Origin of the sequence: Mesomycoplasma bovoculi M165/69 (genome assembly GCF_000524555.1) — a bacterium.
GTDB classification, from domain to species: Bacteria; Bacillota_I; Bacilli_A; order Mycoplasmatales; family Metamycoplasmataceae; genus Mesomycoplasma; species Mesomycoplasma bovoculi.
Genome location: NZ_CP007154.1, coordinates 399015 through 412287, shown reverse-complemented (window position 1 = coordinate 412287; position 13273 = coordinate 399015). Strand labels below are relative to the sequence as shown.

Sequence of the window (13273 nt, the reverse complement as noted above, 5' to 3'; positions counted from 1 at the left end):
TAGTGATTAGAAAAAAATATACTACTACTATTTGCTTTTGTTGTTGTTTAAAATTAAAATAATTTATAAATAATTAGTTGTGTTTGTAAGGACAATTTTTAACATTTTTGGTTGGATGACCCAAATCTGTTAATTTTTGTTCAAAAACAGATGTTAAATCTTTAATTGATTTGGCACTTGAATTAATAGATTCTATTTTATTTATAACATCAATAAGATTATCAATAAATGCTTCTCATTTTTCAATACTATTTTGAAATTGAAAATCAAGGTCTTGATGAAAAAATGTGGATTTTATACTATCTATAGTTGTGTTGTTATTCAATGATGAAACTTGTTTAAATCAAAAATCTAAGTTAAAAATTTGTTCAAGCACTAAAGGTAATCAGTGTTTGATCTCATCTAATTCATTACTTATTTGCTTGAATTCATCAGTTTTTTTCAAATTTGTCAAAGTAGTTAATTTAGATTTGAATTGAGTAATTAAATCTTCTTGCTTTTCTATTTCTTGTTTGCTTAAATTAGTGTTAGATTTTTCCATTCAAACCTCATTTTCTTTGTATTTATACCTTTTTAAAATCTTTTTGCATTAGTTAGTTTGCAAAACTATTAAATTTGCTTAAATAACTTAGTTTTTAAAAATAGTCAATTACATTTTACAATAATGCTTTTATTTTGTTAAATCATAAAAATTATAATGACCCAAATTAAGTGACAAACAAAATAAAATTTTTAAAAATATAATGATAATTCTAATTAATAAACACAATTTGAATTCAAAATCACTTAAGTTTAACTATAATAAATAGACATAAAATGGAAAAAGTCTATATATTTTCTTAAAAATTAGCAATTAGTAACTAAATTAGTAAAAATTCATTTGTAATATCAATAAAAACTAGTAAAATATTAAATTATTTAAAATGAAAGAAGGTAATGACATGACTCCACACGTTAATGCTGCTGAAGGTTCTATAGCTAGCTTGGTTTTGATGCCAGGTGACCCTTTGCGTGCTAAATTTATTGCCGAAAACTTTTTAACAAATGCTACTTTAGTCTCATCTGTTAGAAATAATTTAATTTATACAGGTTTCTACAAAGGTAAAAAAGTTAGTGTAGCATCCTCTGGAATGGGAAGTGGTTCTATTGGAATTTATGCTTATGAATTATTTAAATTTTATGGCGTTGAGAAAATAGTTCGTCTTGGTTCTGCAGGAAGTTATACAAAACAACTTAATGTTCATGATGTAATTCTCGCAAGAGATGTATACTCTGAAAATTGTTCATTTAGTGAACTTTTAGCTGGTAAAAAGACACATAAAGCTCAAGCTAATGGTGATCTTATTGTTGACATTTTAGGAAAGGCCATAAAAGAGGGAGTGAAATTAACACTTGAAACTGTTCACTCCACAGATGTCTTTTATGCAATTCGACCACTTGAACAAACCATCGAAATTACCAAAGCATCAGCTGTTGAAATGGAAAGTTATGCACTATTTACAGTTGCTAACTTTTTAAACAAACAAGCAGCAACTATTTTGACTATTTCAGATAGCTTAGTAACAGGTGAATCTCTATCTTCTCAGGACCGTGAGCAAAGCTTTATTAAAATGATTAAGTTAGGACTAGAACTTTCATAATGAATATTGTTGAAATTATTGAAAAAAAATCTCAAAACCAAAAATTAACTAGCCAAGAAATAGAGTTTTTTGTTAAAGGTTTTCAAAATGGAAGTATTAAAGATTATCAAGCTTCAGCCCTATTGGTAGCAATTTGTATCAATGGAATGTCTGACCAAGAAATTTTTGCCTTAACTCAGGCTATGGTTGAATCTGGAATTAAGCTTGATTTAACTTCAATTTCAGGATTTAAAATTGATAAACACTCAACAGGTGGAGTTGGTGACAAATTATCACTTATCATTGGACCTATTTTAGCCGCTCTTGGCTACAAATTTCCTAAAATGGCCGGTCGTGGCCTTGGGTTTACAGGTGGAACAATTGACAAACTTGAATCAATTACAAACTTCAATACATCAATTACTGTTGACAAATTTTTGGCTCAAGTGGATAAAATTGGACTTGCAATTATTTCACAAAGTAAACATTTAGTACCAGCTGATAAAAAATTATATGCACTTCGTGATGTTACAGGAACTGTAAATTCAATTGGATTAATCGCATCCTCCATTATGTCTAAAAAAATTGCCACTGGAGCTGATTTAATCTTGATTGATGTTAAATTTGGTGATGGTGCTTTTATGAAAAAGCTTTCAGATGCTAAATTATTAGCTCAAAAACTTGTTGATATTGGGAATCATTTTGGCAAGAAAACTTTTGTGGAAATTACCAATATGTCATTACCGCTTGGCAAAATGATTGGAAATAAAAATGAAGTTATTGAAGCCCAGGCGATTTTAGCTGGAAATCAAAAAGATTCTCTTTCTAAATTTGCATTTTCAATGGTTGAGCGCTTGTTAATTAATTGAGGTTCTCACAAAGAAAGTGAAGCAAAAAGATTGATTCAACAGACCATTGATTCAGGGACTGCCTTAGAAAAGTTTAATCAAATGATTACTGCACAAGGCGGAAATCCTAAAGAAATTACTTCATTTAAATTTTGAACTCCAGCTCACAAATATGAAGTTCGAGCACAACAAAGTGGTTATGTAAAATGAGAATCAGCACTTGCTTTTGGCAAGATTGCACACCACTTAGGAAGTGGACGTACTTTCAAAGAAGATGCAATTGATCAAGATGCAGGTGTTCAATTAATTTGTGAAAATGGTGACTATGTTGTGGAAGATCAGGTGCTTTTTGTGCTATACTCATCTAAAAAAATTGCCATTGAGCAACTTCAATCTCTAATTGATGAAGCATATGCAATTGTTGACAAACCACACAAAGCTAAAATGTTTTGAGGGAGTTATAGTTAATGGATTTTAAAAAAATAATTGATCATACTTTACTCAAACCTGAAGCTACTTCAAAAGATATTGCTAATTTAGTATCTCAAGCTAAAGAATATGGTTTTGGACATATTTGCGTTAACTCAGGTTGGGTTAAATATGCTAAAGAGCTAATTGGTGATGCACCCGTTGGCATTGTTGCTGTTGTAGGTTTTCCTTTGGGTGCCAACATCACTCAAATTAAAGTTCATGAAGCTGAACTTGCAATTCGTCATGGAGCTGACGAAATTGATATGGTTATTAATGTTGGCAAATTCAAAGAAGACAATTTTGAATATGTGCTTAATGAAATTAAACAAGTCAAAAAAGCCATTGGTAACAAGATTTTAAAAGTAATTATTGAAACTGCTTTGCTAACTCAACAACAAATTAGCAAAGCAGCACAAATAGTTGCGACAAGCGGCGCTAATTTTGTTAAAACATCAACAGGTTTTTCTTATCGTGGAGCAACTTTGGATGATATTGGAATCATAAAAGATGCAATTGGTGATAAAATTGCAATAAAAGCAGCTGGTGGCATCAAAACCTTAGATGATTTAAAATTATTTTTTGAAAAAGGTGCAACTCGTTTTGGCACCTCTTCATCACTGGCAATTTTTGGACTAGGAAAACCACAAGGAGATTATTAATGTTATCGATTATCAATCACCCTTTAGCTCAAATTAAATTAACCAAATTACGTCAAATGGGTTCACAAGTTGAATTTCGTCAACTAATGTATGAAATTGGTTTGTTTTTAGCAATTAAAGTTTTTGAAAAATATCAAAGTTGTGATATAATTGCTACAAGCAAAATTGGCTATGAATTTAAAGGCCAAAACTTTACAAAACCAATTTTATTAGTGCCAATTTTACGAGCTGGTCTTGGCTTGGTTTCTGCTTTTACGGAAGTTGAACCAGATGTCCGAATATCACATTTAGGACTTGAACGCCAAAGTGATTTAAGCATCACTACTTATTTAGACAAGTTACCAGTTAGCAATGATGAATTCACTGTTGTGCTTGATCCAATGCTTGCCACCGGTCATTCCCTAAAAGTTGCAATAGATAGATTAAAGGAATTGGGTCACAAAAATATTGTTGTAGCAAGTGTTATTGCAGCGCCTGAAGGTGTAAAATATCTTGAACAACACCATAGCGATGTCGATATTTTTACCATTGCCCTTGATGAAAAACTCAATGAAAAAGGTTATATTATCCCAGGCCTTGGTGATGCAGGAGACCGACTTTACTAATATAATTAAATTTAAAATAAAATCAAAGGAATAAAATGAGTGGAATTTATTATCACCGCAACATTACCTTTAAAATTAGTGTTACTGGAATTTTATTATCAATCTCACTTTTATTTTTATATATATCACATACATTGATTCCTTGACCAATTTTTCCAGCTATAGGGCTAAAAGTTGATTTATCAACTTTATTTATTTTACCTATTTTTATGTTAGCAGGTGTTTGGTTAGGATTTGTAGCTTTGACAATTAGGTTTGTACTTGGTCCTTTTATTGTTCCTAACTTACCCATAAATATAGGTTATTTTGCCCATTTTGTCTTTTTATTAGCGTCTCTAATTTTTATTTTATCTTTTTTAGCTTCAGATTATTTATTAAATTTGACAAAAAAAGAAATTGTGATAACAAATAGTGATGAGATAAGTTCATCTAATGATATTCTAGTCAAAAAAAGAAACACTAAAAAAAGACATATTATGTTAATATTATCTTTACTAATATCTATTTTAGCAACATCATTAATTATGACTCTTTTAAATGGGTATTTTATAACCCCAGTTTTTTTCAATCTTTATGGTCTGACTAGTGCGATAACTTATGCAAATTTAGAACCAGTTTGAACTAATATTTCACATTCAATAAAAGTTAGCAATCTAAGTTACTGAGGTTTTATTTTTACTTTATACTTCCCATTCAATTTGGTCAATTTTTTAATCACTTCAATTTTGGCAATGCCACTTTATTTTGTAATAAAAACCTTTAAAAAACGTCGTGGTTTTTAATTTGCAAATTTGTTTAATTAGTTTATAACTCAATAAAAAATTGTTAGTTTAGAATTTTTTATTTTGTTTAAAATGTTATAATTTTTAATTTAGTTTTTAAAATAACAACAATTCAAGGAGTTTATTATTATGACAAAAGAAAAAGAAAGTTATCTTAGATATAAATTTATACCAACTAGAAAAAATATATATTTTAATGGTACACATGAAACTTTTCATGCTACTTTTAACAAAAGATCAACAATTCAGCATTTTAAAAATTTAGAGCAACTATCAGGTGAAACAGGATTGCTTAAAGCTCAAGCTGTTTTTGTTTATCACAAAGATGAAAAAAATGATAATATAAATTCACTTGAAGACATTTATGAATACGGTTCACTAATTGAAATTAGTGGATTTGATGTAAAAACAGATTCAAGTGGTGAATGAAGCTCCATAGATATTAGTTTTGTTGTTTTAAATAAAGTAAAAATTATTGATTTAGAAGATAAATCAGTTAATTTAATGCTTTTAGGAAGTGTAAAAACTGCTCGAGAAATTGCTAGTCAAAAAGAAATTACAATTAATGTTTTAGAATCAGTTGTTAATACAATTAAAAATAAAGGTAATTTTTCAAATTCTGTTTTATTAACAAATATATTTGAAAGTTTTCGAAATATTTCTTATTCAGTCGCAACTCCTGAATTAATTAAAGAAATTATCAATTTATTAGCTAGTTCGGACTCTTTTAGTTTCTTGCAAAAATATGATATTTTTTCTTTCAATAATTATGTTTCTAAAATTAAATATATTGTCAAAGCTATTCGTGCTTTAGACCAAAATAATGATCTTGAAGAAGAAATTAATGCAATTTTAAAATCAAATTTAGATCGTCAACAAACTGAATTTATTTTAAGAGAAAAAATCAAGGCTATTCGTAAGCGTTTGGGTGAAGACCAACGCTATGATGAATTAGTTGAAGAAAAACTAAATTCAGAATTGGGTCAAAAACAATATCCAGCTGAAATGCAAGATATTATAAGACGTGAAATTCAAAAGCTAAAAGGTATGATGTCAACTTCACCAGAAGCTGGAATTTCTAAAAATTATATTGATTTGGCAATGCAATTGCCATGACGAAAAGTTTCAACAGACCGTCTTGATTTAGAAATTGTCAAAAAACAATTAGATAATGACCACTTTGGACTTGTTGAAATTAAAAAAAGAATTGTTGAATATTTAGCAACTTTAATTCATCGTCAATCAAATCAAACTTCTAGCGCTTTTAAAGTTGAAACTATTGGTGATACCAATGTTGACAATGCTTTGTTTGTCAATCAAAAACGTAGCAAACTTAAAAAAATGTCTTCAATGCCTATTTTAACTTTAGTTGGTCCTCCAGGAACTGGAAAAACTTCTATTGCTCGTTCAATTGCCGATGCTTTAGGTAAGGAATTTGTCAAAATTTCACTTGGAGGTGTTGCAGATGAAGCGGAATTGCGTGGTCATCGTCGCACATATGTGGGAGCAATGCCTGGAAAAATTGTGCGTGCCTTGAAAAAAATTGGTGTTTCAAACCCACTGATTTTACTAGATGAAATCGATAAGTTGTCACCTGCAAGTCACCGTGGTGATCCAGCTGCAGCTATGCTTGAAATTTTAGATCCTGAACAAAATCGTTTTTTTCAAGATAACTATTTAGAAATTGAATATGATTTATCAAAAGTTATGTTTGTGGCAACTGCTAATTCTTGAGACACCATTCCTGAACCATTGTTAGATAGGGTTGAGATTATTGAGTTATCTTCTTATACATATTTAGAAAAAATTGATATTGCCAAAAATTACTTAATCCCTCAAGTTTTAGCTGAAAATAGTTTGGATTCTAAATATTTTCAAATCAATAGCAAAACTATTGACTATATTGTAAAACGTTATACTTATGAACCTGGAGTTCGGGAATTAAAACGTGTTTTTGATAAAATTGCTCGCAAAATTATTGTACTTTTATTAAATGGTGAAATTACAGAATCAAAATATGAAATTAAGCAGGACAATATTGAAAAACTATTAGGAATTACCAAATTCGATCCAGATGAACTTGAGAAAAAACCACAAGTTGGTATTGTAAATGGTCTTAGTTATTCAGCTTATGGAGGTTCTGCTTTACAAATAGAGGTAATTACAAGTCCTGGACAAGGTGATATTAAATTAACTGGTCAACTTAAAGATGTAATGCAAGAATCAGCTCGAATTGCTTTGTCATATGTACAAGCAAATTCTAAAAAATTTGGAATTGATTTTGACTTTAGTGCAAATCAATTTCACATTCACGTACCAGAAGGAGCAGTGCCAAAAGATGGTCCTTCAGCTGGTGTAACCTTTACAACTGCAATTATTTCTGCTTTACTTAAAAAAGCAGTACCTTATGATATTGCAATGACAGGTGAGATTACCTTGCATGGAAAAGTTTTACAAATTGGTGGTCTAAAAGAAAAATCATTAGGTGCTTTTAAAAATGGTATTAAAACTGTTTTTATTCCCAAATCTAATGAAAAACATCTTCCAGACATTCCAAAAGAAGTTCATAAAACTATTAAATTTATTCCAGTTACTAGTTATGAACAAATTTACAAAAACATTTTTAAATAATTTTTTAATTAAAAATTAAAAAAATTAATTTTTATGCAAAAAAATCATTATTAATTATTTTATTTTTAGTGATTTTTTGCTAAAATTTAGCATTTAAGACTTAATGTGGATAGGAAATAGTTGAAAGGCTATTCTTTGGTGGTTTTAAGTACTTAAAGACAATCATTAAATATTATTATTTACAAGAAAGGATTGATTATGGCAAAACAAGATTTTGATCGTAGTAAAGAACATATTAATATTGGTACCATTGGACACGTTGACCACGGTAAAACAACATTAACCGCGGCTATTTCAACTGTGCTTTCTAAAAAAGGATTAGCTGAAGCTAAAGATTATGCTTCAATCGATGCTGCTCCTGAGGAAAAAGCTAGAGGAATTACTATCAACACTGCTCACATTGAGTACAGCACTGATAAAAGACACTATGCTCACGTTGACTGTCCAGGTCACGCTGACTACATTAAAAATATGATTACCGGGGCAGCCCAAATGGATGGAGCAATTTTAGTTGTTGCTGCAACAGATGGTCCTATGCCTCAAACTCGTGAACACATTTTGCTCTCTAAACAAGTTGGAGTGCCAAAAATGGTTGTATTTTTAAACAAAGTTGATATGCTTGAAGGTGAAGAAGAAATGATTGACCTTGTTGAGGTTGAAATTCGTGATTTACTTTCATCATATGACTTTGATGGAGACAACACACCTATCGTTCGTGGTTCAGCAAAATTAGCTCTTGAAGGAAAACCTGAATGAGAAGCTAAAATTCATGAATTAATGGATGCAGTTGATACTTGAATCGACTCACCTGTACGTGAAATGGACAAACCATTTTTAATGGCAGTTGAAGACGTTTTCACAATTACTGGTCGTGGAACTGTTGCAACTGGTAAAGTTGAACGTGGACAAGTTAAATTAAATGAAGAAGTTGAAATTATCGGATTTAACAACGAACCTAAAAAAACTGTTGTTACCGGAATTGAAATGTTTAACAAAAACTTACAATCAGCTATGGCAGGGGACAACGCTGGTGTTCTACTCCGTGGTATTGACCGTAAAGACATTGAACGTGGACAAGTTATTGCAAAACCAAAAACTATTGTTCCTCACACTCGTTTTAAAGCAGCTGTTTATGTTCTTAAAAAAGAAGAAGGTGGACGTCACACTCCATTTTTCAAAAACTACAAACCTCAATTTTACTTTAGAACTACTGACGTAACTGGTGGATTAGAATTTGATGCTGAAATGGTTGTTCCAGGTGACAATATTGATTTAACTGTTGAACTTATTGCACCTATTGCTGTTGAGCAAGGAACTAAATTCTCTATCCGTGAAGGTGGAAGAACCGTTGGTGCTGGAACTGTTACCGAAATTCTAAAATAGTAGTTTTTTTAAAATCATATAATACAAAAACCAAAGTTTTACTTTGGTTTTTTCTTTTATTTTTTAATAATTTGTTAAAAATAAAAACTAGTAATTTAAAATTTTTAGATTTTCAATTACTAGTTTTTGAAGAAAAACCTTCAAAATGCTTTTACTTTTTATTTTAAAATTAGTATAATTTAAATTAATAAACTAATTTATTTTTTTAAAAACAATTAATAAAGGACAATATGAATCAATTTAATTGAGATTACCCCTATGTAATAAATTATGATAAAAACAATAAAATTAATATTGTGTTTTGTCATGGTTTCAACTCAAATCACAATGTTTTTTGATCTGCTGTGGCAGATTTAAAAGATGTTAATTATTTTTCATTCACTTTACCAGGATGCAATATGACACTTGCAATGCCACACCAGCTGAATATGGAGTATTATGCTCATGAATTGGTGCGCTTTATCAAAACTCTCAATCTTAAAGACGTAATTTTAGTTGGTCACTCTATGGGAGCTGGTAATGCTGCCTTAGTTTATAAATTAATTCCTGAATTAATCAAAAAAATTATCTTTATTGGTCCAATGAATAAAGCAAATATGCCATTAGCTCAATTATTTAAAGACAATTTTTTCCCAAAAACACCACAGCAAATGTTGGATTTTATGACTATTTATGAATATGACAAAGAAAAATACAAGGATCCAAAATGACTTGAATGAGCAACAGCTACTTTTGATTATGAATATCACAATAATGACAACATTGTGGCCTTAGGGATGACTTTGCCACAAGATTACATTATGGACAAAATTGACGAAGGTCTTAAACAAGTTAGTTGTCCAGCGTTACTAGTTCTTGGTGAGAATGATGGAATTGTTTTAAAAGATGAAAATATGGCTTACTATAAGAGTGTAATTCCACATATTCAAATTGAAGTTATTCCAAAAACAGGTCACCTAATTTATACTGAAAACAAAAAGGATTTTGTCAAAGTTTTTGATAAATTTATTCGTTAATTGATTAGAATAAAATTAACTTATAAAAATCGAACCAAATTTGATTAAATATGAAAATTTCAATCTTAGATTATGGTATTGTTGACTACAATTCTAATTTTAGACAAAGTCATTTGGATAGCATAGAACTTGCCAAACTTTCTGAAAAATTAGGTTATCATAGCTTTTGGTTGACACAGCACCACAGTGTTAAATCATTGAGTATTTCTCAACCAACTATTTTGGGCACCAAAATTTTAGAAAACACTAGCAAAATAAAAGTTGGTTTTGCAGGTTTTTTAGTCCACTATAGCCAACCTTTTGCTATAGCTGAAATAATTTCGACATTCAATAATTTTTATCCAGGTCGTTGTTATTATGGGCTTGCCTCTAATCCAGGAACTCCTCCTGGCCAAAAAGAGTTTAAAATAATTAATTTTAGTAAAAGAGTTTTTTATTCTAAAACATCCAAAATTCAATCCATATTAACAACAAATCAAAGCTCAAATCTTGAATTAGTACCTAAAAATAACCAACAAAGTGAATTATTTTTACTTATAACTTCTGAAAAAACTGCTAAGTATGCAGCAAAACATAAATATGGCATAATTTATGGTTATTTTTTATTTCCAGATCTTACAAATGCTAAAAAATGCATTGAAATTTATAGAAAAACCTATAAAAAACTACATAATTCAACTGGTAAGGTTTCTTTTGCAATTTTTGCAAATTACCTTACAAATGAAATGGAAATTCAACAATATCTTCAAATTATGAGCACATATCTTTTAGGTCGTAATTTTTTCAATGAGTTTGACACAATACCTAGTTTTGAACAAGTTAAAAACTTGATATTAACTAAAGAAGAAATTGCAAGTTTTGCTTTTCATCAAAGTAAAATTATAGTAGGGGATGCTGTCAAAATCAAAGAACAAATTGACTATTTTAGCAATGAATTGCAACTTGAGGAAATAATGATTGTTCCTTTTGGACAAACTCATGCAAATAGAAGTGAAACCCTTGAACAAATTGCTAAAATTTATCAATTAAAACAATAAGGAAAACTATGAAAAAATTTGCTAATTTTTTAATTATTGAAAAAACAGAAAATATTGTCACAATTTCAATGAGTGCTGAGTTACAAGATGATGTAGGGACTATTGGTTTTTTGCGCTTCACAAATGCCAAAAGTCTTTCTAAAAATGATGAAATATTAAAAATCGAAGCTTCAAAAACTGTTTTATCAATTAAAACACCATTAGCTGGTGAAATTGTAGAAATTAATCAAGAAGCAATTACAACTCCAAGACTTCTAAACTCAGCCGATGCTCGTCAAAATTGAATTATTAAATTAACTAAAGTTGATGAAAATGAATTCAACAGCTTACCAAACTTTTAATTTGAAAAAATCAGCCAAAGAAATTTTGGATTTATTAAGTGACGCTGATACTATTGTTGTTGGAATTGGTGCTGGATTAACAGCGGCAGCTAACATTGGTTATTCAGGTTCTAGATTTGAACAACATTTTGGAGATTTTATTGAAAAATATCGTCTCCTTGATATGCTTCAAGCTTCACTTTTTGATTATCCTAATTGACAAACTTATTGAGCTTTTCATAGTCGATTCATTAAATTAAATTGTTTTGACTTACCAAAAAGTTCTATATTTTCCAAGTTAAAAGATATTCTTGAAACTAAAAATTATTTTATTATCACAACCAACTCTGATAATAGTTTATTAGTTAATGGTTTTAATGAGAATAAAATTTTTTATATTCAAGGTAAATATGATTTGTTGCAATGTTCGCAAATGTGTTCGAATAAACTTTATCAAAAAAATGAATTAATTGAAAAAATGGTCTTAAATCAAAAAAACATGCAAGTAAGTTTGGAATTGTTGCCAAAATGTCCAAATTGTGATGCTTTTTTAGAAGTGAACAAGAGAATTGCTTTTAAAGGTATGGTTGAAAATGATGATTTTTTCTTGCAAAAACAAAAATATGAATCCTTTTTGCAAGAAAATCAAGACAAAAAAGTTGTCTTTTTTGAAATTGGTGTTGGTTATACAACACCTCAACTCATTAAATGACCTTTTTGGCAGATGACAATCAACAATCCAAAAGCTAAATATCTAGTATTAAACTCTAAAAACTATCACTTGCAAGAAAATGTTAAAAAGCAAAGCAAAATTTTTAATGAAGATATTGCTAAATTAATCGAACAAATTTGAGAATTAGAAAGGTAAAAAATGATTTTAATTGAACCAATTAGAAATGGTAAGTGAATTAAAGATGGTGCTTATTTAATAGCGATTCAATACTGAGCCATTGAGAATCTTGATCCTGAAGACACAATTGTTTTTCCATATATTTGTGATGCTCATGTCCAAATTGGCTATTTTCAAAACCCTGAATTAGAAGTTAATTTTGATTATTTAGAAGCCAATAAATTGAGTATTGTGCGACGTGACACAGGTGGAGGTGCTATTTACATTGATGATTTAGCGGCTAATTTTTGTTTTTCATTCCCTTATCGTAAACATCCATCATTGTTATCAAATTATGGCGAACTATATGCACCAATTGTTGAAATTTTACAAGATTTGGGAGCTAAAAATGTCAATTTTAGTGGTAAAAATGATCTAATTATTGATGGAAAAAAAGTTTCAGGTGCTGCTATGTCATTGAATGGTAATAGAATTTATGCCGGTTATTCTTTACTTTATGACATTGATTTTGATAGTTTGGAAAAAATTCTTAGACCAAATCGTAAAAAAATTGAAGCTAAAGGAATTACATCAGTTCGACAACGAGTTGCAAAAATAAAAGAATATCTCAAACCTGAATTTGCAAATTTGAATGCTTTTGAATTTAAAGACTTAATTTTGGATAAATTAGAGAAAAAATCTTTGCAAAGTTTTCAAAAATATCAACTTAGTGACCAAGATTGAAGTCAAATTGATGACTTAATTCAAAAAAAATATAAAAATTGAGATTGAACATTTGGAACTAGTCCAGCTTATTCATATAATCGTGATGCTCGTTTGAGCATTGGAACTATCAATTTCTCCTTTGAAATTGAGAATTTTCGAATTTCTAAAGTAAAAATTAGTGGTGATTTTTTTGTTAAAAAATCACTTGAAAGTTTAGAAAAAGCTTTGCAAGGTTGCAAGTTAGAACAAAATGAGTTGCAAAAAGCACTAGAAACCATTGATTTAGAAAATTTATTTTTTACCAAAATTACAGCACAAGAAATTATTGATGTAATTTTATCTTAAGA

Annotated in this window: 13 protein-coding genes; 12 read left to right on the top strand and 1 reads right to left on the bottom strand. The window is 29.4% G+C overall.

Annotation, left to right across the window (positions count from 1 at the left end):
- Positions 1-73: 73 nt before the first annotated feature.
- Positions 74-541, bottom strand: a complete 468-nt coding sequence (locus MYB_RS01620) for a hypothetical protein (protein WP_022934755.1) — start codon at positions 539-541, stop codon at positions 74-76.
- A gap of 400 nt (positions 542-941) precedes the next feature.
- Between MYB_RS01620 and MYB_RS01615 the strand changes: the two genes are divergently transcribed.
- The 12 genes from MYB_RS01615 (at position 942) to MYB_RS01560 (ending at position 13271) form a co-directional block, all read left to right on the top strand.
- Complete coding sequence (locus MYB_RS01615; protein WP_022934756.1) at positions 942-1640, top strand: purine-nucleoside phosphorylase; 699 nt, start codon at positions 942-944, stop codon at positions 1638-1640.
- On the top strand, positions 1640-2935 hold the full coding sequence (locus MYB_RS01610) for a thymidine phosphorylase (RefSeq protein ID WP_022934757.1): 1296 nt from the start codon (positions 1640-1642) through the stop codon (positions 2933-2935). Before MYB_RS01615 ends, MYB_RS01610 begins: the two co-directional genes overlap by 1 nt.
- Positions 2935-3597, top strand: a complete 663-nt coding sequence (deoC, locus tag MYB_RS01605) for a deoxyribose-phosphate aldolase (RefSeq protein WP_022934758.1) — start codon at positions 2935-2937, stop codon at positions 3595-3597. Before MYB_RS01610 ends, deoC begins: the two co-directional genes overlap by 1 nt.
- Entirely contained in the window at positions 3597-4202 is a 606-nt protein-coding gene (upp, locus tag MYB_RS01600; protein WP_022934759.1) for a uracil phosphoribosyltransferase, read from the top strand. The genes deoC and upp overlap by 1 nt, the downstream gene beginning before the upstream one ends.
- A 35-nt stretch (positions 4203-4237) precedes the next feature.
- The gene (locus MYB_RS01595) at positions 4238-4984 is read left to right on the top strand and encodes an MPN527 family putative ECF transporter permease subunit (protein WP_022934760.1); all 747 of its coding nucleotides are present in this window, start codon (positions 4238-4240) and stop codon (positions 4982-4984) included.
- A gap of 129 nt (positions 4985-5113) precedes the next feature.
- On the top strand, positions 5114-7615 hold the full coding sequence (gene lon, locus MYB_RS01590; RefSeq protein WP_022934761.1) for an endopeptidase La: 2502 nt from the start codon (positions 5114-5116) through the stop codon (positions 7613-7615).
- 198 nt (positions 7616-7813) lie between these two features.
- Positions 7814-8998, top strand: coding sequence for an elongation factor Tu (gene tuf / locus MYB_RS01585; protein WP_022934762.1), 1185 nt, complete (start codon positions 7814-7816; stop codon positions 8996-8998).
- A gap of 230 nt (positions 8999-9228) precedes the next feature.
- Positions 9229-10014, top strand: coding sequence for an alpha/beta fold hydrolase (locus MYB_RS01580; RefSeq protein WP_022934763.1), 786 nt, complete (start codon positions 9229-9231; stop codon positions 10012-10014).
- 50 nt (positions 10015-10064) lie between these two features.
- The gene (locus MYB_RS01575; RefSeq protein WP_022934764.1) at positions 10065-11051 is read left to right on the top strand and encodes an MsnO8 family LLM class oxidoreductase; all 987 of its coding nucleotides are present in this window, start codon (positions 10065-10067) and stop codon (positions 11049-11051) included.
- Between the two features lie 8 nt (positions 11052-11059).
- The gene (locus tag MYB_RS01570) at positions 11060-11392 is read left to right on the top strand and encodes a glycine cleavage system H family protein (RefSeq protein ID WP_022934765.1); all 333 of its coding nucleotides are present in this window, start codon (positions 11060-11062) and stop codon (positions 11390-11392) included.
- Positions 11364-12239, top strand: coding sequence for an SIR2 family NAD-dependent protein deacylase (locus MYB_RS01565; protein WP_022934766.1), 876 nt, complete (start codon positions 11364-11366; stop codon positions 12237-12239). Before MYB_RS01570 ends, MYB_RS01565 begins: the two co-directional genes overlap by 29 nt.
- 3 nt (positions 12240-12242) lie before the next feature.
- Positions 12243-13271 (top strand): lipoate--protein ligase, encoded by a 1029-nt coding sequence (locus tag MYB_RS01560; RefSeq protein ID WP_022934767.1) that lies wholly within the window; start codon positions 12243-12245, stop codon positions 13269-13271.
- Positions 13272-13273 lie beyond the last annotated feature (2 nt).